The sequence below is a fragment of the Paracoccus shandongensis genome (genome assembly GCF_017315735.1).
Classification (GTDB): Bacteria; Pseudomonadota; Alphaproteobacteria; order Rhodobacterales; family Rhodobacteraceae; genus Paracoccus; species Paracoccus shandongensis.
In genome coordinates this window covers 58,425-81,202 of sequence record NZ_JAFLRK010000004.1, presented here as the reverse complement: position 1 = coordinate 81,202, position 22,778 = coordinate 58,425, and the positions used below count along the sequence as shown (strand labels likewise).

The following is a 22,778-nucleotide window of genomic DNA, read 5'->3' as shown; positions in this document are numbered from 1 at the left end:
CGGACGGCGCCGCGATTGCATCTGGCCTTTCCGGCGCGGTTTCGATAGGGCGGCCCCAAATTGAAAAGGTCGCTCATGGATATCCGCAACATCGCCATCATCGCTCACGTTGACCACGGCAAGACAACGCTGGTCGATCAGTTGTTGCGCCAGTCCGGGTCGTTCCGTGAAAACCAGGCCGTCGCCGAACGGGCGATGGACAGCAACGACATCGAACGCGAACGCGGCATCACCATCCTGGCCAAGGCGACCTCGGTCGAATGGAAGGGCACCCGCATCAACATCGTGGACACCCCCGGCCACGCCGACTTCGGCGGCGAGGTGGAACGGATCCTGTCCATGGTCGATGGCGTCTGCCTGCTGGTCGATGCCGCCGAAGGGCCGATGCCGCAGACCAAGTTCGTGACCTCGAAGGCGCTGGCGCTTGGCCTGCGCCCCATCGTGGTGCTGAACAAGGTGGACAAGCCCGCAGCCGAGCCCGACAATGCGCTGAACGATGTCTTCGACCTGTTCGCGAACCTTGGCGCGAATGACGAACAGCTTGACTTTCCCCATGTCTATGCCAGCGGCATCGGCGGTTGGGCGGACGAAACGCTGGACGGCCCGCGCAAGGACATGTCGGCGCTGTTCGACCTGATCCTGAAGCACGTCCAGCCGCCCAAGCAGATCGCCCGGTCGGGCGAGCCGTTCCAGATGCTGGCGACCACGCTCAGCGCCGATCCCTTCCTGGGCCGCCTGCTGACCGGCCGGGTCGAGGCGGGCCGCGCCAAGGCGGGCGACACCGTCAAGGCGCTGTCGCGCGACGGCGAGCGGATCGAACAGTTCCGCATCAGCAAGGTGCTGGCCTTCCGCGGCCTGAACCAGACCCCCATCGACGAAGCGCAGGCCGGTGACATCGTGACCCTGGCCGGCATGTCCAAGGCCACCGTGGCCGACACCATCTGCGCGCTGGAGGTGGACACCGCCCTGCCCGCGCAGCCCATCGACCCGCCCACCATCAGCGTGACCTTCGGCATCAACGACAGCCCCCTGGCGGGCCAGGACGGCAAGAAGGTCCAGTCCCGCGTCATCCGCGAACGCCTGATGCGCGAGGCCGAGGTCAACGTCGCCATCAAGGTCGAGGACACGCCGGGCGGCGACGCCTTTGTCGTCTCGGGCCGGGGCGAATTGCAGATGGGCGTCCTGATCGAGAACATGCGCCGCGAAGGCTTTGAACTCTCGATCTCGCGCCCCCGCGTGATCTTCCGCGAGGAGAACGGCCAGCGGATGGAGCCGGTCGAGGAAGTCATCATCGACGTGGACGACGACTATACCGGCGTGGTGATCGAAAAGCTGACCGGCGAACGCAAGGGCGAGATGGTGGACATGCGCCCGGCGGGAGTCGGCAAGACGCGGATCGTGGCCCATGTGCCCTCGCGCGGGCTGATCGGATACCACGGCGAATTCATGACCGACACGCGCGGCAACGGCGTGCTGAACCGCATCTTCCACGGCTGGACCCCCTACAAGGGCGCGATCCAGGGCCGCCGCCAGGGCGTGCTGATCTCCATGGAGGACGGGGTGTCCGTGGCCTATGCGCTGTGGAACCTGGAGGACCGGGGCAAGATGTTCATCGGCGCCCAGGAACAGCTGTACCAGGGCATGATCATCGGCGAACACAGCCGCGACAACGACCTCGAGGTGAACCCGCTCAAGGGCAAGAAGCTGACCAACGTCCGCGCATCCGGCACGGATGAAGCGGTTCGCCTCACCCCCCCGGTCCGCATGTCGCTGGAAGAAGCCATCGCCTATGTCAACGACGACGAGCTGGTCGAGGTGACGCCCAAGAACATCCGCCTGCGCAAGCGCCACCTGGATCCGCACGAACGCAAGCGCCAGGCCCGCGCGGAAGGCTGACGAATCCTTCCCCAAGGTCAACTTGTAGTTTTAGCGAAGTTCGCCTCGTCTTGATGCCGTGATAAGGTTCCTGTTGGGGAACCTTGTCGGGGTCATCGGCACATGTTCATGGTGACAGGTTTTTCAGTCCCGCCGGGGGTGCCAAGGCCCCTGGTTCTTTATTGGTCTGCACATATAATTGCCGCGCGGCGGGTGCTGCAGGGAACTCGACAACGGAAGAACGGTTCATCTGGTTGGGGGAATGGGTGCCACGGCGCGCCATTTGCCCGGCCATGAGCCACGCCATACGGAAGCGGAACATGAGCAGACACGACGACATCATGAAGGGACTGGGCCTGCACGGCCAGGCTGTCGTCGCCACGATCGAGATGATGGTGGACCTGAGCAGCCGCGACCCTGACCTGGACCAGGTGGCCCGGCGCCTTGGAGTGCCCGCCCGCGACCTGCGCCGGATTTTCCCCGATGACCAAAGCCTGCTGATCGCCGCGGCGGAACAGGCCCTGGTCCGGCTGATGGATGCCTGCACGAAGGCGGTCGTCAGGGTTAACCCGGACGATGCGGTCGGCCAGTTCCTGGCGCTTGGCAAGGCCTATATCCGCTGGGCCGCCGATCACCGGATGCAGTTCCGGCTGATCACCAGCCATCCGACCCTGGACGCCATGCGGATCCCCGAACTGCGCCGCTATCTGGATTCGGTGGGCGACCTGATGACGCGGATGCTGGAACGCGCCCGGGCCGCAGGGTGCCTGCGCGAGGACGAGGATATCGCGATGATCCTGCTGTCGTCGCGCGTCTTTGCCTATGGCCTGGCCCGCATGGTGGTCGATGGCCGGATGCAGGGCCTGCTTCCGTCCCGCGATCCGGTCGAGGCGGCGGAACTGGCCCTGGCCGATTTCGTCATGCGCTTCGCGCGCACCGCCGGAAAGCGCCCGCTCTGCGCCACGTGAGGCCGCCAGGGTCACGCCGCGCCGTTTGATAAGGTCCATTTTGCCATTGTGACGCGACAGGCCACGTCGCTGGCATCGTCTTAATAGAATTTTCAGATTGGTCTGACACCCTGTCGCATGAAAGGGCGGGCCTGCCGCCATCGGGTGCAAAGGGGTGTCGTGTGGAAGGAAGGCGGACAGCGCACTGCCGCCTTCCGGGCTGCGGCGGATCTGGGGTTCCGCCGCAGCCACAGGGCCCTGCGGCGACAGGCGGGGGCCGTCCGCCATTTTCGCTTTTGATCGGGGCTGGCTTGGGCTATCCGGTCCCCGACCGCAGGACAGACGAAAGACGAACCGCCGTGACCGACTACATCATCCGCGACATCGCGCTGGCCGATTTCGGCCGCAAGGAACTGGACATCGCCGAGACGGAAATGCCCGGACTGATGGCGCTGCGCGACGAATACGGCGCGGCGAAGCCCCTGGCCGGCGCGCGTATCGCGGGCAGCCTGCACATGACGGTCCAGACCGCCGTCCTGATCGAGACGCTGACCGCCCTTGGCGCCGATGTCCGCTGGGCGTCCTGCAACATCTATTCGACCCAGGACCACGCGGCGGCGGCCATCGCGGCCTCTGGCGTGCCGGTCTTCGCGGTGAAGGGCGAGACGCTGGCCGAATACTGGGCCTATACCGACCGGATCTTCCAGTTCGCGGAAGGCACGGCCAACATGATCCTGGACGATGGCGGCGACGCGACCATGTATGTCCTTCTGGGCGCGCGGATCGAGGCGGGCGAGACCGGCCTGATCGACGTTCCCACCAGCGAGGAGGAGGAGGCGCTGTTCGCCCAGATCCGCAAGCGCCTGGCCGAATCCCCCGGCTGGTTCACCCGCCAGCGCGACGCCATCAAGGGCGTTTCCGAGGAAACGACCACCGGCGTCCATCGCCTTTACGATCTGCACAAGCGGGGCCTGCTGCCCTTCCCCGCGATCAACGTCAACGACAGCGTCACCAAGTCGAAATTCGACAACAAGTATGGCTGCAAGGAATCGCTGGTGGACGGCATCCGCCGCGCCACTGACACGATGATGGCGGGCAAGGTCGCGGTGGTCTGCGGCTATGGCGACGTGGGCAAGGGCTCGGCCGCGTCCCTGCGCGGCGCGGGGGCGCGCGTGAAGGTGACCGAGGTCGATCCGATCTGCGCCCTGCAAGCCGCCATGGACGGGTTCGAGGTCGTGCTGCTGGAAGACGTGGCGGACAGCGCTGACATCTTCGTCACCACCACCGGCAACCGCGACGTGATCCGCATCGAACACATGCGCGCCATGAAGGACATGGCCATCGTCGGCAACATCGGCCATTTCGACAACGAAATCCAGGTCGCGGCCCTGCGCAACCACAAATGGACCAACATCAAGGACCAGGTGGACATGATCGAAATGCCTTCGGGCAACCGCATCATCCTGCTGTCCCAAGGGCGGTTGCTGAACCTGGGCAACGCCACCGGCCACCCGTCCTTTGTCATGTCGGCCAGCTTCACCAACCAGGTGCTGGCCCAGATCGAATTGTGGACCAAGGGCGACGAATACCAGCCCGGCGTCTATATCCTGCCCAAGGCCCTGGACGAAAAGGTCGCGCGGCTGCATCTGGACAAGGTGGGCGCGAAGCTGACACAACTGTCGCGCGAACAGGCCGACTATATCGGCGTGACGCCCGAAGGCCCGTTCAAATCAGATCACTATCGGTATTGATCATGGAATATTCGCTGTTCACCTCGGAGTCGGTTTCCGAGGGCCATCCCGACAAGATCGCCGACCAGATTTCCGACGCCATCCTGGACGCCATCCTGGCCGAGGATCCGCGCGCCCGCGTCGCCTGCGAGACGATGGTCAAGACCGGCGTCGCCATCATCTCGGGCGAGATTTCGACGGCTGCCTGGGTCGATCTGGAAAGCATCGTTCGCGGCGTCATCAACGACATCGGCTATACCAGCAGCGATGTGGGCTTCGACGGATCCACCTGTTCCGTCATCAACATCATCGGCAAGCAGTCGCCCGAGATCAACCAGGGCGTTGACCGCGACAACCTTGAGGACCAGGGCGCGGGCGACCAGGGGCTGATGTTCGGCTATGCCTCGGACGAAACCGACGTGCTGATGCCCGCGCCCATCACCTATGCGCACCGGCTGGTGGAACGGCAGGCCAAGGTGCGCCGCGACGGCACGCTGAAATGGCTGCGCCCGGATGCCAAGTCGCAGGTCACGCTGCGCTATGGCGCGGATGGCCGCCCCTCGGGGATCGACGCGGTGGTGCTGTCCACGCAGCACAACCCGGAAATCACGCTGTCCGACCTGCGCGAGGCCGTGATCGAGGAGATCATCAAGCCCGTCCTGCCGGCCGAATGGCTGTCGGACGCGACCAAGTATTTCATCAACCCGACCGGCAAGTTCGTGATCGGCGGGCCGGTGGGCGATTGCGGGTTGACGGGCCGCAAGATCATCGTGGACAGCTATGGCGGCATGGCGCGCCATGGCGGCGGCGCGTTTTCAGGCAAGGATCCCTCCAAGGTGGACCGCTCGGCCGCCTATGCGGGCCGTTGGGTGGCGAAGAACATCGTCGCGGCGGGCCTTGCCAGCCGGTGCGAGATCCAGGTGAGTTACGCCATCGGCGAGGCGCAGCCCACCTCGATCAGCCTCAACACCTTCGGGACGGAAACGGTGCCCCATGACAGGATCGTCAAGGCGGTGAGAGAGGTCTTCGACCTGCGCCCCTTTGCCATCATCCGCGACCTGGACCTGCTGCACCCGATCTATCGCCCGACCGCCAGCTATGGTCACTTCGGGCGGCAGCCGTATCAGCTGAACCGGGGAACGGCGTTCAGCTGGGAAAAGACGGACCGGGCCGAGGCGCTGAAGGCGGCGCTGAGCTGAGAGGGTTTGGTGGGGTAAAACCCCACCCTGCGGGATCGCCCCGGGCCGATCCGGGGCGTTTCCACGCAAGTCCCCCGCAGGGTGGGGCTTCACCCCACCTTTCCTTCGACCGTCCCGTAAAGCACCTTGGCCCGCGCCTCGAACGCGCGGACGATCCGCACCATCGCCTCGTGGAAGACCACCCCGATCAGCTTTTGCAGGATCAGGTTCTTGAACTCGAAATCCACGAAGAAATCGACGCGGCAGCCGCCCTCGGGCCGGTCGGTGAAGGTCCAGCCGCTGCGCATGTATTTGAACGGGCCGTCCAGGTATTCGGTGTCGATCTTCAGCGCGCCGGTCGCGGGATCGGCGGGCCACAGCACCACGCGGCTGCCGAAGCGTTCGCGGAAGACCTTGAAGCTGATCACCAGGTCGGCGGCGATCTCCTCGGACCCGTCGGGGCGGGTTTCGCGCGACCGGATGCGGGCGGCGCTGTTCCAGGGCAGGAACTGCGGATAGCTTTCGATATCGGCCACCAGGTCGAACATCTGCCGGGCGCTGTAGGGAAGATCGCGGGAATCCTGATGGTTGGGCAAAACGGTCTCGCAGGGTTCGGTCTTGAAAGGCGACGGGGGTTGTGGTCGAGTCGCCCCGATCTAGCAGGAGGCTGCCCCCATGAACAACCTGATCTGGCTGCTTCGGGCCTCGAAATGGGCGCGAAATCCGCCAAGCGCGCGCCGCGTCAAGCTGGTGCTGGCGATTGTCGCGGCGGGCCTTGCCATCGCGGCGCTGGAAGGTCTGGACCTGTGGCCCGACTGGGCGACGGTGGAGGAAGGCCGCGCCCCGCGCATCCCGCGCTAGGGCCGGCGGTCCCGCACGGCGACGCGCTGCGGTTCCGGGCGGCGCAGCATCGCCGCGCCAAGCCCGATGGTCAGGATCGTGAAGATCGTCAGCATCCGTCTTCTCCTTTTCGCCGCGCGGGCCTTACAGCCCCGCCGCCTTGAACGTGTCACATTGGGCCATGTCGCCCGAATTGAAGCCGCGCATCAGCCATTCCTGCCGCTGCGCTGCGCTGCCATGGGTGAAGCTGTCGGGCATGGGCGTGCGGCCCGCATTCGACTGGATCACGTCGTCGCCCACAGCCTGGGCGGCGCCCATCGCTTCCTCCAGGTCGCCGGCTTCCAGCGTGCCAAAGCGTTGCTGCGCGTGGCGCGCCCAGATGCCGGCATAGCAATCGGCCTGCAACTCGGTCAGGACCGAGATCTGGTTGGCCTGGCGTTCGCCGACCTGTCCGCGCAGGCGTTGCGTTTCGCCCAGAACGCCGGTCAGGTTCTGGACATGGTGGCCGACCTCGTGCGCGATCACATAGGCATAGGCGAAATCGCCCCCCGCCCCCATGCGGCTGGCCATCATGTCGAAGAAGTCGGTGTCCAGGTACAGCTTCTGGTCGCCCGGGCAATAGAACGGGCCCATGGCCGCCGACGCGCCCCCGCAAGCCGACTGCACGGCGCCGCTGAACAGCACCAGTGTTGGGTCGCGATAGGTCACCCCTGCCTGCTGCGGCAGGACCGGGGCCCAGACCTCCTCGGTATCGGCCAGCACGACGGACACGAATTCGCCCCATTGCTGGTCTTCCTCGGTCAGGGGGCGGGTTTGCCCCGGCTGGCCCTGGTCCATGCCCTGCACCAGGGGCGTGATGTCGATGCCGAAGAAATAGCCGACCGCCAGGATCGCCAGCATCCCCACGACGCCCATGCCCCCTGCCCCGGCGGCGCCCATGCCGCGCCGATCCTCGATATTGCTGCTGCCGCGCCGACCACGCCATTGCATGAGCCTTGACCCTCCGTTGCCCCGGACCGTGGGGCTGTCATCACCAGAACACCAGCCTGACCTGCGGGTTCCGCAAGGCGGGCCAGGGCCGATGATCACAGCGGCGCGACAAATCCGCAAGGCGCTTGACGCCGCCGCCTTGGGGGCCGATCCACGGGGCCGGAACAAGGACCGAGGGGATCATGGACGGACGACAACTTTCCCTGCTGGCGGGGGCCGGATCGGCGGCGCTGCTGATCGCCGCACTCGGCTTCCAGGCGGCGGGCTATGCGCCCTGCGAGCTGTGCATCCTGCAACGCTGGCCCCATGTCGCCGCCGCCGCCGTGGCGCTGCTGGTCTGGTGGACCGGATGGGTGCGCGGGCTGGCTGTCCTGGGCATGGTCGCCGCGAGCATTGCCATGGGCCTTGCCATCTATCACACCGGGGTCGAACTGAAGCTGTGGGCGGGTCCCACGCATTGCTCGGGCACCGTGGGCAACCTGGCCACCATGTCGGCCCAGGATCTGCTGGAACGCCTGAACACCACCCCCGTGGTGCGCTGCGACGAGGTTGCCTGGCGCTTCCTGGGCCTGTCCATGGCGGCCTGGAACGCGGTCTTTTCGGCCGGCCTGGCAGTGGTCTGGGGAATGGCCGCAAAACGGGCGTCGAAAGGCTGAAAATCAGGGGAAAACATTGCCCTTGGGGGCTGCGTCGCCTATATCTGACCCAACAAGACGTTGAGGAAATCCCGTGGCCGACACCCCCGAAGACGACCTGCCCGAGACCCCCGAGGCGGGCGAAGACAATGGCGCCGCGACGCGCCAGGTGATGCCCCATGACGGCCCCGTGATCGACATCAGTTCCGAGATGCGGACCTCGTATCTGGACTATGCCATGTCGGTCATCGTCAGCCGGGCCATCCCCGACCTGCGCGACGGGTTGAAGCCGGTGCATCGCCGCATCCTTTACGCGATGGACGAAAGCGGCAATACGCCCGACAAGGCCTATCGCAAGTCCGCGCGCCCGGTGGGCGACGTCATGGGCAAGTATCACCCCCATGGCGACGCGGCGATCTATGACGCGCTGGTCCGCATGGCGCAGGACTTTTCCATGTCCCTGCCGCTGCTGGACGGCCAGGGCAACTTCGGGTCGATGGACGGCGATCCCCCCGCCGCCATGCGCTATACCGAGGTTCGCATGGACAAGCCCGCGAACTTCCTGCTGATGGACATCGACAAGGACACGGTCGATTTCCAGGACAACTACGACGGCAAGGACCGCGAACCCACCGTCCTGCCCGCGCGCTTCCCGAACATGCTGGTCAACGGCGCGGGCGGCATTGCGGTCGGCATGGCGACCAACATCCCGCCCCACAATCTGGGCGAGGTGATCGACGCCACGCTGGAACTGATCGAGAATCCCGACCTGCCGACCGAACGCCTGCTGGACATCATCCCCGGCCCGGATTTCCCGACCGGGGCGCTGATCCTGGGGCGGTCCGGGGCGCGCAAGGCTTATCTGGAAGGGCGCGGCAGCGTCATCATCCGCGCCAAGACCCATATCGAGGAGTTGCGCAAGGACCGCTGGGCCATCGTCGTGGACGAGGTTCCCTATCAGGTCAACAAGGCCAGCCTGATCGAGCGCATAGCCGAACTCGCCAAGGAAAAGCGGGTCGAAGGCATCGCCTCGGTCCAGGACGAATCCGACCGTCAGGGCGTCCGCGTCGTCGTGGAACTGAAACGCGACGCCACGCCCGACGTGGTGCTGAACCAGTTGTTCCGCTTCACGTCGCTGCAGACCACGTTCGGCTGCAACATGCTGGCGCTGAACGGCGGCCGGCCCGAACAACTGACGCTGCGCGACTTCCTGACCCATTTCATCAGCTTCCGCGAGGAAGTCGTCGCCCGCCGCACCGCTTACGAACTGCGCAAGGCGCGGGAACGCAGCCATGTGCTGTGCGGCCTGGCCGTGGCGGTCAGCAATGTCGATGAGGTCGTGGCGACGATCCGGTCATCCTCGGATGCCGCCGAGGCGCGCGAGCGGCTGATGGAACGCCGCTGGCCCGCCCATGACATCTTGGAATACCTGCGCCTGATCGACGATCCGCTGCACCCGGTGAACGACGACGGCACCTACAACCTGTCGGAAGTGCAGGCCCGCGCCATCCTAGACCTGCGCCTGCAGCGCCTGACCCAGCTTGGCGTGCAGGAAGTGACCGAGGAACTGGGCCAGTTGGCCGACGCGATCCGCGACTATCTGGCGATCCTGGGGTCGCGTGAACGCATCATGGCCATCATCAGCGACGAGTTGCGCGAGGTGCGCGGCCTGTTCGCCGTCCCCCGCCGCACCGAGATCACCGACTGGTCCGGCGACATGGAGGACGAGGATCTGATCGAGCGCGAGGACATGGTCGTCACCATCACCTCGGGCGGGTATATTAAGCGTACGGCCCTGGCCGAGTTCCGCAGCCAGCGGCGCGGCGGCAAGGGCCTGGCCAGCATGGCGACCAAGGAGGACGATGTCGTCACGACCCTGTTCGTCGCCAACACGCATACCGAACTGCTGTTCTTCACCACCGACGGCATGGTCTATCGCCTCAAGACCTGGCGGCTGCCGCTGGGCGGGCGGACGGCCAAGGGCAAGGCCATCGTCAACATCCTGCCGATCGAGCCGGGGGTGTCCATCGCCGCGCTGATGCCCGTCGATGCGCCCGAGGCGGAATGGGACCGTTACCAGGCGGTCTTCGCCACCTCGGACGGGGATGTGCGCAGGAACGCGCTGTCGGACTTCACCACCGTCAAGTCGAACGGCAAGATCGCCATGAAGCTGCCCGAGGGCGTGGAACTGGTGGGTGTGCGCATGGCGACGGAAAACGACGACGTGATGCTCGTCACGGATTCGGGCCGGGCGATCCGCTTCCCCACGACCGACGTGCGCGTCTTCAAGGGCCGCGATTCGACCGGCGTGCGGGGCATCCGGCTGTCCAATGGCGACCGCGTGGTCAGCATGTCCGTGATCCGCCACTTCGAGGCCGACCCGGCGGAACGCGCCGCATACCTGAAGATGCGCCGCGCGGTGGCCGGCGCGCTGGACGACGGGGCCGAGGCCGACGAGGACGAGGAAGCCGTGGCCGAGGCCGCGATCACCCAGGAGCGTTACGCCGAAATGTCGGCGGCCGAGGATCTGATCCTGACCATCACCGCGAACGGTGCGGGCAAGATCAGTTCCAGCCACGACTATCCGGTGCGCGGGCGCGGCGGCCAGGGCGTGATGGCGATGGACAAAGGGATGCGCGGCGGCGCGCTGGTCGCCAGCTTCCCGGTGGACATGGACGACCAGATCATGCTGGCCACATCCACCGGGCAGTCGATCCGGGTGCCGGTGGACGGCATCAGCTTCCGTTCGCGCAGCGCGGGCGGCGTCAGGGTCTTCAGCACCGCCCCGGGCGAGGAGGTCGTGTCCGTCGCCCGCATCGCGGAACAGGGCGACGGCGAGGAGACCTCTGAGGATTGATCGAACCAGGGCCCGGCAATGACCGGGCCCTTCTTTCAACGAGGGACGGCGTGACTCCATCCAGCGACGATGTGCTGCGGCAAAGGCTCCAGACCGGGTTCCTGGGCATCATCGCCTTTTCGCTGGTCCTGTTCCTGCTGTTCCAGGCGCGCTTCATCCTGATCTGCCTGGCGATCGCGGTGATCCTGTTCTCGCTGACCTCGGACGCGATCCAGGCGATTTCCACGCGGCTCAGGGTGCCCAACTGGCTGGCGACCACGCTGGCGCTGATCGGCATCACGCTGGGGCTGATCTGGCTGTCTACCACCATCATGTCCCAGGTGAACGTCGTCATCGGCCGCGCCATCGCCTATGCCGAATCGGTGCAGATCGCGTTGTCGGCCCTGATCGAGCGTTTCGGCCCCGAGGCCGAGACCCGCCTGATGGCCGCCATGGCCGAGTTCAACATCACCGGCTGGCTGCGGTCCCTGGCGGGGCAGGCATCCGGCTTGCTGTCGGGCAGCCTACTGGTGATCCTGTTCGTGGGCTTCATGTTCGCCGAACGGACCTGGCTGCCCGTCAAGGTCGAGCGGTTGACCGGCGATCCGGCGCAGGCCGCGCGGATCGGGCTGATCATGTCCTCGATCATGCGGCGGGTGAACCGTTACCTGGTGGTCAAGACCTTTGTCAGCGCGCTGACGGGCGCGGCGGTCTGGCTGATCTTCGCCCTGGGCCGGTTGGAACTGGCCGCCGCGGTGGCCTGGCTGACCTTCGTGCTGAACTTCATCCCCAATGTCGGCTCGGTCATCGCCTGGACCATCACCGTGGCGCTGGCCTTCGTGCTGACCGGCGATCCCACCACCACGGTCGTCGTCGGCGCCGCCTGCCTGATCGTGCATTTCGTCGTGGGCAACATCCTGGACCCGATGCTGACCGGCCAGACGCTGCAACTGTCCAGCTTCGGGATCATCCTGTCGCTGGCCTTCTGGGGCGCGATCTGGGGGATCGCCGGGGCCTTTTTGGCGGTGCCGATCATGGTGGCGGTGATGATCGTCTGCTGGCACATCCCCTGGCTGCAGCCCGTGGCGATCCTGCTGTCGCGCGAAGGGCTGGCCGATACGGACACGACCAGCCGCTGAGCGTCACTTGCCGTCGTCGGGCAGATCCGCCTGTTGCGTCCGCACCGGCGATTGCGCAGGCGGCGGCACCTTGTCCCCGTCATCCTGATCGGCATCCGGCAGATCCTGGCTTTCCCTCCAGATGTCGCGGGTGGTGAAGGCCATGCCGATGCCTTCATGGACGAAGCGTTCGACGATCTGGTGATACACCTCGGACGTGACGGACAGGCCCGAACCCACGTCGGAAATGACGGCCCGGATCTCGAAGTTCAGACCGTCCACCGTGATGCCCCGGAACAGGACGGCGGGCGCGGGGTCGATGGTGACCAGCGGCTGGTCCTCGATGATCTCGGTCAGGATGCGGGCCACCTTGCGGGTGTCGGTGCCATAGCTGACGCTGATGGGGATGATGATCCGGCCGGTCTTGCTTTGCCGCGTCCAGTTGGTGACCGGCTGGCTGATCAGGTCGCTGTTGGGGACGATCACCTGCTGCTTGTCGAAGGTTTCCACCTGGGTGGACCGGACCGAGATGCGCTTGACGATGCCCTGCTGGCCGCCCGCGCTGATCCAGTCGCCCACGCTGACCGGGCGCTCGATCAGCAGGATGATGCCCGACACGAAGTTCGACACGATGTTCTGCAGGCCGAAACCGATGCCCACGGACAGCGCACCGGCAACGATGGCGAATGACGACAGGTCGATCCCGGCCGAGGTGATCGCCAGCATCGCCGCCAGCACGATGCCGACATAGCCGATGCCCGACACCACCGCGTTCTGCCCGCCCGCGTCCAGTTTCGTCTTGGGCAGGACGGACGTGCGCATCGCCCCCTGGATCCCGCGCGTGATCGAATAGCCGATGCCGAAGACCAGGATGAACATCAGCACCGCGCCGGGCGACAGCCGCACCCCGCCCAGCGTCGCGCCCTGGCGGAAGCGGACCCAGTATTCGGCAAGCTCGTTGACCGAGGCGCCCCAGATCAGCATGAAGACCGGCACCGACAGCACGATCAGCGCGAATCCGATCAGCAGCGGGGCCAATCCTTCCCGTGCCCCTTCCTGCCCGCGCTTGAGCATGTTGAACACGTCGGCGATGAAGTCCTGCAGCAGCACCAGCAGGCCGATCAGCGCCAGCGATTGCACCCAGGGCCAGGTCGCGAGGTTGCCCAGGTTGACAAAGCCGAAGGCCGTCAGGGCGACGGCCAGGATCGCCATGACCCGCGTCAGCTTGCCCGCCCAGGCCAGCACGCGGTGGCGATAGGACGCGCCCGTCTTGTCGGACCAGGGCTTCAGCTTGCGCAGGATGTTGCCCAGCTTGAACAGCAGCGCCGCCGCCACCGTGATCAGCACGAAGTTGAATACGACCGCCGCGCCTTCCGCGAAATCCACCGGGATGCGCTGGAGGTTGCTGCTGCGCTCGACCAGGCCGGACAGCGGCAGGAAGGCTTGCGAGGCGACGTAATGGACGGCAAAGACGGTGGCGAGGGTGTTCGTCAGCCACCGCGCCCGCTGCCGGTCCTTCGGCGCCATGTTCACGGTGTCGTAGTTGATCGACTGCCCCGGAAACAGCTGGCGCGCCAGCCAGGAACTGCCGAACAGGATCACGCCCGCGCCCGGCAGGGCTTCCAGGAAGGGGCGCGTCCAGGGGCCGAAGATGCCCGTCGCCGTCAGCGCGCTGATCATCAGGTAGATGCCGATCATCGGCAGGATGATCTGCAGCAGCGACACGATGAAGGTGACGGCCGCGCGGGAATAATCGCTGGTGCGTGCGGAAATGCGGCGCGGCAGGGTCTCGACCCAGTAGCGGCCGAAGGTCAGCAGCACAAAGGCCGTGACCAGATAGCCCAGCACATAGGGCAGGCGCGGCTTCAGTTCCGGCCAGGTGGCGCGTTCGGAAATGCGCAGGCCGGTGTTCTCGATGATCCCCGCCGCCAGCCGCCGGGTTTCCGAGGCGGCGATGATCCAGTTCGCGGGCAGCAGGGGCGAGGTCGATTGCTGCGCCATCTGGCTGGCCGCGCGCCGCGCCAGCGTGTCGTCGATCTGGCGGACGATGGCGTCGGCGCGGCTGAAGGCCTCGACCGCCGCCAGGCGCGGGGCCTGCGCCTCGGACAGTTGCTTCTGCAGGTCGGCGCGGCGGGTGGCGATATCCTCGGCCTCGGTCGCGCCTTCCGCCGGTGCGGGGCCAAGGGCCGCGATCTGGGATTCCAGCGTGGCGATGCGTTCGCCGTTGACGCCCTGGGCTTCCTCGAACCGGCCGCGCCATCCGACGATATCGCCCCGGATCGATTCAAGCTGGGCCGTCGCGGTGTCTTCGTCCCGGGTCAGCCCTTCGGCCTGGGTGGCGACCCGGTCCCAGCGGCCATAATCCGGCAAGGACGGTTCCTGCGCCCAGGCGGGCGACATGACAAGGACGAGGACTGTCGCGATGACAGCCATGAACGCACGGATCATGGGGGTTCAGCCTTCGTAAACTTCGGGAATGTCGGGCGCTTCGCGCGTCAGCCAGCCGGGCACGGGCAGTCCCTTGGCGCGCAGGAAGTCGGGGTTGAACAGCTTGGTCTGGTAGCGGTTGCCATAGTCGCACAGGATCGTGACGATGGTGTGGCCGGGCCCCATCTCGCGCGCCATGCGGATCGCGCCCGCCACGTTGACACCGGACGACCCGCCCAGGCACAGCCCCTCGTGTTCCAAGAGGTCGAAGACCACCGGCAGCGCCTCGGCGTCCGGGATGCGGTAGCTGAAATCGGGGGTGAAGCCTTCCAGGTTCGCGGTGATGCGCCCCTGGCCGATACCCTCGGTGATGGAACTGCCGGGCGCGTCGAATTCGCCGGTGGTATAGAAGGAATGCAGCGCCGCCCCTTCCGGGTCGGCCAAGCCCATCTTCACGCCCTTGTGCTGAAGCGCCATCGCCACGCCCGCCAGCGTCCCGCCCGATCCGACCGCGCAGATGAAGCCGTCCACCTTGCCGCCGGTCTGTTCCCAGATTTCCGGCCCGGTGGTTTCCAGATGCGCCTGGCGGTTCGCCACGTTGTCGAACTGGTTGGCCCAGATCGCGCCGTTGGGTTCCGTGCGGGCCAGCGCCTCGGCCAGGCGGCCGGAATAGCGGACATAGTTGTTGGGGTTCTTGTAGGGGGCTGCCGGAACCTCGACCAGATGGGCCCCTGCCAGGCGCAGCATGTCCTTCTTTTCCTGGCTTTGCGTTTCGGGGATCACGATCACCGACCGGAAGCCCATGGACGCGCCGACCAGCGCCAGCCCGATCCCGGTATTGCCCGCCGTGCCTTCGACGATGGTGCCGCCCGGGCGCAATGCGCCGCGCGCCACGGCATCGCGGATGATGTACAGCGCGGCGCGGTCCTTGACCGACTGGCCGGGGTTCATGAACTCGGCCTTGCCCAGGATCTCGCAGCCCGTGGCCTCGCTGGCCTGGCGCAGGCGGATCAGGGGCGTGTTGCCGATCATGTCGGCCAGGTCAGGGCAAATTCGCATGGTCAAGCAACCTATCCGTCGGGGTCCAGTTCCGCGTTACCTACACACGGGTCCGTCAGGGGCACAACCCCACCCCCCGGTTCAACCCGGTCGCAATTCCGTGCGGCCCAGTTCAGCGCGGATCGCGTCCCCGCGCAGTTCCAGCCACAGCGCAAGCATTGCCAGCGGGCCGTTCGTCACCTGGCCCCCCATCGCCATCCGGGTCAGATCCGCGCGGGGGACCAGGTGGCCGCGAATGTCCTCGGCCTCGCTTTCCAGGCCATGCACGCCCTCGATCCCGTCCGGCAGGTCGGCGATGCCGACATAAAGATACAGGTATTCGCCCAGCACGCCCGGACTGGGGTAATGATGCAGCGCGGGAAACAGCCGGGTCAGGGTCAGGTTCGCCTCCTCGACCGCCTCGCGGCGGGCGGCCTCCTCGACCGTTTCGCCCGCATCGACGCGGCCTGCCACGGTTTCCAGCAGCCAGGGCTGCGGGTCGCGGCGCAGCAGGGGCGCCATGCGGAACTGTTCGATCAGCAGCACGCGGTCGCGGACCGGATCCCAGGGCAGCACCACGACCGCATCGCCCAGGACCAGCGCCTCGCGCCGCACCACGGGGGTCATGCCGCCCGCATGGGTGCGGTGGCGCAGATGGCTGACATTGACCGAGAAGAAGCTGGCAAAGGGCTCGTCCTGCCGCAGGATCTCGACATCCCCCGGCCCGCGACGTTCCACCAGATCGCCGCCCGAGGGCGGGGTTTGCGCGCCGCGCAGTTCGGATGCCGCCCAGACCCCGATGGCCGGAAGGCGCCTGGCGATGTCCTCGGCGGGCCGGTCGGCGGGCAGCGCCAGGATCTGACGCGCGATCGCCGCGGCCAGGTCCGCCTGCGGTTCGCCATGGGCACCGCCCGCGCCAAGACCCAGGACCACCCCCTCGGGGCGGTCCTGCGGCGCAAGGCCCATCACGGCGGCATAGCGGTCCAGCGCGGCATTGGGCCGGACACGCATCGCCGCGACGGTCCCCTGCCCTGCCGCCAGCCTGGGCCAGCCGTCCCGGTCGATCCCTGCCCGTCCACCGCCTTCCAGACGGCCTGCCAGCGCCACGGGCGTCCCGGCCAGGCCCAGGACCGCCAGCATCCGCGCATCTGCCAGAAGGCCCGCCAGTAGGATGTCGCCGCTCATAGCGGATGCGCCCGGATCTCGGCCGCGGCGGCCAGGCCCATGTCATGCGAGGTTTGTCCGAAGACCGCGTCGAAGCCCGCGAACATCAGCCGCGACAGGGCCTGTCCCTCGGCCGATCCGGCATAGGCGATATAGCCGTCCAGTTCCCTATCCGACAGCGAGGAATAGGCCAGGAACAGATAGGCCCCGATCCAGTCCCCGGTATCCGCGCGCATCTGCGGTTCCTGCGCCCAGGCGTCCCGGATGATCTCGGCCTCGGTCATCGGCATGGGAAAGCCGCCCCCGGCCTGGAAGCCCCGGGAAAAGGCGATGGCGGCGTTGAGGCCCCCGGCCACGTTCGGCTCGATCAGGTCGGCGGTCTCGATCAGCCGATCGATCTGCGCGGCGCGGGGATCGCCCCGGCTGCGGGCCTGCGCAAGGGCGTCGCGGGCCGCGTCCTCGACATCCCCGTCCAGCATCGCCACCCGGGCCGAACTTTCCAGCGCCAGCATCCGCTGCCCGAAGCCCGTGCGATAGAAATCCAGACCCGCCTTCACCTGGGCGGGATCGGCCCCGGGCATAGCGGCGGCCATCCCGGCCAGGAACAAGGCCTTGATACGGGCGGGGTGGTGGATCGCGCCCACCCGGTCCAGCCAGCGGCCCGTCCCGCGCCCCTGGAACAGGGTGGCGGCCATCTCCTCGCCCTCGGCCACCGCCTCGGCTTGCAGGATGGGCGCAAGGCTGTCCAGGTCCATCACGTCCCACACCGCATCGGCGGCCTGCCGGTGCTGCGGCAGCGGCGTTTGCGGCTGCGCGGCGGCGGGCCCGGCCAGGGCGATCAGCAGGCTTAGACACAAAAACCGCAGCATCCGGCATCCTTTCCGCGTATAGGCGTTTTTTTCGCTAAAACCTCTTGCGCTTCAACCCCCACCCCTCTAAATCCCCGCCTCACCACGACGCGGAGAGGTGGCAGAGTGGTCGAATGCGGCGGTCTCGAAAACCGTTGAGCCTTCACGGGTTCCGTGGGTTCGAATCCCACCCTCTCCGCCATGATCCATTCCCTTGCGCGAACGTCCAACGGTGGTTTGCACGATGCGGGACATTCCCCCTTTCATCACCCGTGACGACGCCGCCGGGCGGCTGGACTGGCCGGGCGCGGTTGCCGCGCTGAAGGCGGGTCATGCCCTGCCGCGCGCCGAGATCGCCGACACTTTCCTTGGCCCCGCCACGGGCACGATGATGACGCGGTCGGCCTTCATTCCTGGCCTTGGCTATGGCGCCAAGCCCTTTACCGTCTTTGACGCGAATGCCGCGAAGGGCCTGCCCACGGTGCAGGGGGCGATGCTGGTCTTCGACAAGGACGACGGGCATCTGCGGGCGGTCGTGGACAGCGGGCTTGTGACCGCCTGGAAGACGGCGGCGGATTCGGTGCTGGGCGCCAGCCTGCTGGCCCGGCCCGACAGCCGCCACCTGCTGGTCGTCGGCGCGGGCACGGTCGCGGCCAGTCTTGTGGGGGCCTATCCGGCGGTCCTGCCGGGCATTGATCATGTGACGGTCTGGGCACGGCGGCCGGAACAGGCGCAGGCGCTGGTGGACCGCCTTGAAGTCCCCGCCCGCCTGGCCGTCGCAACCGACCTGCAGGACGCGGTGGGCCGGGCCGACATCGTCGCCACCACGACCATGGCCCGCGATCCGGTGATCCTTGGCGAATGGGTCCGTCCCGGCACCCATCTGGACCTGATCGGCGCCTACAAGGCCGACATGCGCGAGGCTGACGACGCGCTGATGGCCCGCGCGCGCCTGTTCGTGGACAGCCGCGAAACCACCGCGCATATCGGCGAGTTGCTGATGCCCCTGGCGTCCGGCGCGATCACGCCCGCAAGCGTCCGGGGCGATCTCTACGACCTGCTGCGCCCCGGCGCGCGGGGGCGGCAGTCGGATGCGGACATCACCGTCTTCAAGAACGGCGGCGGCGCGCATCTGGACCTGATGATCGCGTCCTGGATCATCGACAGCCTCAGCTGAAGGTGAAGGTCTGCTCGACCACCGCCTCCATGGACACATAGCTCGACGTGTTGCTGATGTGCGGCAGGCCCGAGATGCGTTCGGCCATGATGCGCCGGAAATCGGCCATGTCGCGCGACCGCACCTTGATCAGGTAATCGAAGCCCCCCGCGATCATGTAGCATTCCTCGATTTCCGGGATGGCGCGGACGGCGGCGTTGAACTGTTGCAGGGCGGCCTCGCGCGTGTCGCTCATGCTGACCTCGACATAGGTGACATGGGTCAGGCCCAGCCTGACGGGCGACAGGATCGCGCGGTATCCGGTGATCAGGCCGATCTCCTCCAGATGCTTGATGCGCAGGGCGACGGGGGTCTTGGACAGGCCCACGGTACGGGCCAGTTCCGCGACCGGGATGCGGGCGTTGCGGGTCAGTTCGGCCAGGATCTTGCGGTCCAGGGCATCCAGCTTGACGTTCATCCTGCAAATCCCTTCCAGAATATCCCATCCGCCCATGGTGGGCGTGATCTTTAGCCGCACGGCCTAGCAGACCTTTGATATAAAGCCCCGATCAGTCAAGGAGACAGGCCATGGCCCCCGTTGCTTCCAGCGTCTTTTCCACCGAAGCCAAGTTCGCGGATGAAAGGCAGCTTCTGGAACGCCTGACGGCAGGGGCCGCCCTGTCCCCCGACCGACGCGCCGCCATCACCGCCCGCGCCGCCGACCTGGTCCGCCAGATCCGGGCAAAGGCGCGCCCCTCGCTGATGGAGCATTTCCTGGCCGAATACGGGTTGTCCACCCGCGAGGGCGTGGCCCTGATGTGCCTGGCCGAGGCGATGCTGCGCGTGCCCGACAAGATCACCATCGACGCCCTGATCGAGGACAAGATCGCCCCCTCCGACTGGGGCAAGCACCTGGGCGAGGCGTCCTCGTCGCTGGTCAACGCCTCGACCTGGGCCTTGATGCTGACCGGCAAGGTGCTGGACGACGACCAGGCGGGCACGCTGCGCCGCATGGTCCGCCGCCTCGGGGAACCCGTGATCCGCACCGCCGTGGGCCGGGCGATGAAGGAGATGGGCCGCCAGTTCGTGCTGGGCCAGACCATCACCGACGCCTTGGACCGCGCGAGGGCGCGCGAAAAACAGGGCTTCACCTACAGCTATGACATGCTGGGCGAGGCGGCGATGACGGGGGCGGATGCCGCGCGTTACGCACGCGCCTATGCCGATGCCATAGCGGCGATCGCCAAGGCCTGCGACAAGGGGTCGGTCGAACAGAACCCCGGCATCTCGATCAAGCTGTCGGCGCTGCATCCGCGTTACGAGGTTGCACAAGAGGCCCGCGTGATGCGCGAGCTGGTGCCGGTGGTGCTGCGGCTGGCGCAGGCCGCCAAGGCCGCGAACATGGGCATGAACATCGACGCCGAGGAACAGGACCGGCTGGTCCTGTCGCTGAAGGTGATCGAGGCGGTTCTGTCGGACCCCTCTCTGGCCGGCTGGAACGGGTTTGGCGTCGTGGTGCAGGCCTATGGCAAGCGCGCGGGCCAGACCATCGACTGGCTGCACGACCTGGCGGTGCGGCTTGACCGCCGCATCATGGTGCGGCTGGTCAAGGGCGCCTATTGGGACAGCGAGGTCAAGCGCGCCCAGGTGGACGGCCATCCGGGTTTCCCCCTGTTCACCAGCAAGGTCGCGACCGATGTCAGCTATATCGCCAATGCCCGCAAGCTGATCGACCATGCCGACCGCATCTATCCGCAATTCGCCACCCACAACGCCCATACCGTCGCCGCGATCCTTGAAATGGCGGGCGACATCCGCTTCGAATTCCAGCGCCTGCACGGCATGGGCGAACGCCTGCACGACATCGTGCTGCGCGAAACGGGCGGCCGCTGCCGCATCTATGCGCCGGTGGGCGCGCATCGCGACCTGCTGGCCTATCTGGTGCGCCGCCTGCTGGAAAACGGCGCCAACAGCAGTTTCGTGAACCAGATCGTCGATGAAAGCGTGACGCCCGAGGAGGTCGCGCGCGATCCCTTTGACGCGCTGGCGACGGCCAAGGCTCCGGCCTCGCTGCTGGCGTCCGCCGATCTGTTCGGGGCCTCGCGGCGCAATTCGGCAGGGTTCGACCTGTCGGACGAACAGACGTTGGCCCGGATCAACGCGGCCCGCGACGTGGCCCCGTCCGATGTGGTGCCGCTAACGGTGTCCCCGCCTGCGGGTCAGGTGCAGGACGTGGTGAACCCCGCCACGGGCGACAGGCTGGCCACGGTGATGATGGCCGATGCCGCGACCGCCGCCCGCGCCATAGACGATGCCCGCCCCTGGGACGCCCCCGCCGCGGATCGCGCCGCCGTCCTGCGCCGCGCGGCCGACCTTTACGAGGAAAACTTCGGCCCGATCTTCGGCATCCTGGCGAAGGAAGCGGGCAAGACCCTGGCCGACGCCGTGGCCGAACTGCGCGAGGCGGTGGATTTCCTGCGCTACTACGCGGCTGAGGGCGAGACGAACTCTGGCCACGCGCGCGGCATCGTCGGCGCGATCAGCCCGTGGAACTTCCCGCTCGCGATCTTCACCGGCCAGATCGCGGCGGCGCTTATGGCGGGCAATGCGGTGATCGCCAAGCCTGCCGAGGCCACCCCGATCATCGCGGCCCTGGGCGTCAAGCTGCTGCACCAGGCGGGCGTGCCGCTGCCTGCGCTGCAACTGCTGCCGGGACGCGGCAGCGTGGTGGGCACGGCCCTGTCCCGGGACCGCCGCGTGAAGGGCGTGGTCTTCACCGGCTCGACCGCGACCGCCCAGACCATCGCGCGCACCATGGCCGCGAACCTGACGCCCGGCACGCCGCTGATCGCGGAAACCGGCGGGCTGAACGCGATGATCGTCGATTCGACCGCCCTGCCCGAACAGGCAGTGCGCGACATCGTGAACGGCGCCTTCCGGTCCGCCGGGCAGCGCTGTTCCGCCCTGCGCTGCCTTTACGTGCAGGAGGACATCGCCCCCCATGTGATCGAGATGATCCGGGGCGCGATGGACGAACTGGTGGTGGGCGATCCGTGGGATCTGGCGACCGACTTGGGCCCGGTGATCGACAGCACGGCGCAGGGCGACATCGCGGGCTATGTCGCCGCCAATGGCAACCGCGTGATCCACAAGCTGGACGTGCCCGCGCAGGGCACCTTCATCCCGCCGACCATGCTGCGGGTGGGCGGCATCAGTGATCTGGAACGCGAGATCTTCGGGCCTGTCCTGCATGTCGCCACCTTCAAGGGCGACAAGCTGGACCAGGTCGTGGCCGAGATCAACGCGCGTGGCTTCGGCCTGACCTTCGGGCTGCACACCCGCATCGACTCGCGCGTGCAAGAGGTTTCGGACGCGATCCATGTCGGCAACATCTATGTGAACCGCAACCAGATCGGCGCGGTGGTGGGCAGCCAGCCCTTCGGCGGCGAGGGGCTGTCGGGCACCGGACCCAAGGCGGGCGGGCCGCGCTATGTCCCCCGGTTTTTTGCGCCACAAACGCCTGCGGCAGGGGGCGGCAACTGGCAAGGCCAGGCCAGCGAGGACCGCATCCGCGCCCAATTGGCCGCCCATGTGTCGCGCAAGATCGATGAGCGGCTGATGCCCGGCCCCACGGGGGAATTGAACCGCCTGACCGCGCATACCCGACCGCCGGTCCTCTGCCTTGGGCCCGGTTCGGAAACGGTCGCGGCACAGGTCGCCGCCGTCGCGGCGCTTGGCGGGGATGCCGTGGGCGTGGACGGCATCCTGCCGCCTGATGCCCTGACCCGCCTGCCCGCCATGGCCGCCGTTCTCTGGTGGGGGGACGAGGCGCAGGGCCGCGCCTATGCCAATGCCCTTGCCGCGCGGGATGGCGAGATCGTGCAGCTTGTCACCGGCCTGCCCGACCTTGCCCATGTGGCCCATGAACGCCATCTTTGCGTCGATACCACCGCAGCGGGCGGAAACGCCGCGTTGCTGGCGGGCTGACGGCCTCCG

Annotated in this window: 17 protein-coding genes and 1 tRNA gene; 11 read left to right on the top strand and 7 right to left on the bottom strand. The window is 67.1% G+C overall.

The features are described 5' to 3' along the window. Positions 1-75: 75 nt before the first annotated feature. From typA to metK, 4 genes are all read left to right on the top strand, one after another. Positions 76-1,896: a translational GTPase TypA gene (gene typA / locus JX613_RS05045; protein WP_207100373.1), complete on the top strand. Its 1,821-nt coding sequence runs from the start codon at positions 76-78 to the stop codon at positions 1,894-1,896. 299 nt (positions 1,897-2,195) lie between these two features. Next, positions 2,196-2,843 carry a TetR/AcrR family transcriptional regulator gene (locus tag JX613_RS05040; RefSeq protein WP_207100372.1) on the top strand — a complete coding sequence of 216 codons (648 nt, stop codon included), beginning with the start codon at positions 2,196-2,198 and terminating at the stop codon, positions 2,841-2,843. Between the two features lie 338 nt (positions 2,844-3,181). After that, positions 3,182-4,573 carry an adenosylhomocysteinase gene (gene ahcY, locus JX613_RS05035; protein ID WP_207100371.1) on the top strand — a complete coding sequence of 464 codons (1,392 nt, stop codon included), beginning with the start codon at positions 3,182-3,184 and terminating at the stop codon, positions 4,571-4,573. Beyond that, complete coding sequence (gene metK, locus JX613_RS05030) at positions 4,570-5,751, top strand: methionine adenosyltransferase (protein WP_473754212.1); 1,182 nt, start codon at positions 4,570-4,572, stop codon at positions 5,749-5,751. The genes ahcY and metK overlap by 4 nt, the downstream gene beginning before the upstream one ends. An 89-nt stretch (positions 5,752-5,840) precedes the next feature. Here metK and JX613_RS05025 read toward each other — a convergent pair whose 3' ends face one another. Continuing rightward, on the bottom strand, positions 5,841-6,326 hold the full coding sequence (locus JX613_RS05025; protein ID WP_207100369.1) for a type II toxin-antitoxin system RatA family toxin: 486 nt from the start codon (positions 6,324-6,326) through the stop codon (positions 5,841-5,843). 79 nt (positions 6,327-6,405) lie between these two features. Between JX613_RS05025 and JX613_RS05020 the strand changes: the two genes are divergently transcribed. Beyond that, a complete protein-coding gene (locus JX613_RS05020) occupies positions 6,406-6,591 on the top strand; it encodes a hypothetical protein (RefSeq protein WP_207100368.1) in 186 nt (61 codons plus the stop codon). Positions 6,592-6,714: 123 nt separating this feature from the next. Here the strand turns inward: JX613_RS05020 and ypfJ are convergent, their stop codons facing one another. Next, positions 6,715-7,560: a KPN_02809 family neutral zinc metallopeptidase gene (gene ypfJ, locus JX613_RS05015; RefSeq protein WP_207100367.1), complete on the bottom strand. Its 846-nt coding sequence runs from the start codon at positions 7,558-7,560 to the stop codon at positions 6,715-6,717. A gap of 182 nt (positions 7,561-7,742) precedes the next feature. On the opposite strand from ypfJ, the gene JX613_RS05010 reads away from it, so the two are divergent. The 3 genes from JX613_RS05010 (at position 7,743) to JX613_RS05000 (ending at position 12,170) form a co-directional block, all read left to right on the top strand. Next, entirely contained in the window at positions 7,743-8,216 is a 474-nt protein-coding gene (locus tag JX613_RS05010; RefSeq protein ID WP_207100366.1) for a disulfide bond formation protein B, read from the top strand. A gap of 73 nt (positions 8,217-8,289) precedes the next feature. Further along, entirely contained in the window at positions 8,290-11,052 is a 2,763-nt protein-coding gene (gyrA, locus tag JX613_RS05005; protein WP_419538810.1) for a DNA gyrase subunit A, read from the top strand. Between the two features lie 50 nt (positions 11,053-11,102). Then, a complete protein-coding gene (locus tag JX613_RS05000) occupies positions 11,103-12,170 on the top strand; it encodes an AI-2E family transporter (RefSeq protein ID WP_336512271.1) in 1,068 nt (355 codons plus the stop codon). A 3-nt stretch (positions 12,171-12,173) separates the two neighbouring features. Here the strand turns inward: JX613_RS05000 and JX613_RS04995 are convergent, their stop codons facing one another. The 4 genes from JX613_RS04995 to JX613_RS04980 all read right to left on the bottom strand — a co-directional run bounded on the left by JX613_RS04995 (position 12,174) and on the right by JX613_RS04980 (position 17,647). Beyond that, entirely contained in the window at positions 12,174-14,597 is a 2,424-nt protein-coding gene (locus JX613_RS04995; RefSeq protein ID WP_207100365.1) for a DUF3772 domain-containing protein, read from the bottom strand. A 6-nt stretch (positions 14,598-14,603) separates the two neighbouring features. Beyond that, positions 14,604-15,635, bottom strand: coding sequence for a cysteine synthase A (locus JX613_RS04990; RefSeq protein ID WP_207100439.1), 1,032 nt, complete (start codon positions 15,633-15,635; stop codon positions 14,604-14,606). An 81-nt stretch (positions 15,636-15,716) separates the two neighbouring features. Continuing rightward, positions 15,717-16,799: an NUDIX domain-containing protein gene (locus tag JX613_RS04985; RefSeq protein ID WP_207100364.1), complete on the bottom strand. Its 1,083-nt coding sequence runs from the start codon at positions 16,797-16,799 to the stop codon at positions 15,717-15,719. Beyond that, the gene (locus tag JX613_RS04980; RefSeq protein ID WP_207100363.1) at positions 16,796-17,647 is read right to left on the bottom strand and encodes a DUF2059 domain-containing protein; all 852 of its coding nucleotides are present in this window, start codon (positions 17,645-17,647) and stop codon (positions 16,796-16,798) included. Before JX613_RS04980 ends, JX613_RS04985 begins: the two co-directional genes overlap by 4 nt. 91 nt (positions 17,648-17,738) lie before the next feature. Here JX613_RS04980 and JX613_RS04975 point away from each other — a divergent pair. Together JX613_RS04975 and JX613_RS04970 are read left to right on the top strand one after the other, a co-directional pair. Further along, positions 17,739-17,828: transfer RNA gene (locus JX613_RS04975), tRNA-Ser, on the top strand. A gap of 42 nt (positions 17,829-17,870) precedes the next feature. Further along, positions 17,871-18,803, top strand: a complete 933-nt coding sequence (locus tag JX613_RS04970; RefSeq protein WP_207100362.1) for an ornithine cyclodeaminase family protein — start codon at positions 17,871-17,873, stop codon at positions 18,801-18,803. Here JX613_RS04970 and JX613_RS04965 read toward each other — a convergent pair. Beyond that, positions 18,796-19,260: an Lrp/AsnC family transcriptional regulator gene (locus JX613_RS04965; protein ID WP_207100361.1), complete on the bottom strand. Its 465-nt coding sequence runs from the start codon at positions 19,258-19,260 to the stop codon at positions 18,796-18,798. The two genes, JX613_RS04970 and JX613_RS04965, sit on opposite strands and share 8 nt — an antisense overlap. Positions 19,261-19,370: 110 nt before the next feature. Here JX613_RS04965 and putA point away from each other — a divergent pair, with 110 nt between their 5' ends. Continuing rightward, positions 19,371-22,769 (top strand): bifunctional proline dehydrogenase/L-glutamate gamma-semialdehyde dehydrogenase PutA, encoded by a 3,399-nt coding sequence (gene putA, locus JX613_RS04960; protein ID WP_207100360.1) that lies wholly within the window; start codon positions 19,371-19,373, stop codon positions 22,767-22,769. Positions 22,770-22,778 lie beyond the last annotated feature (9 nt).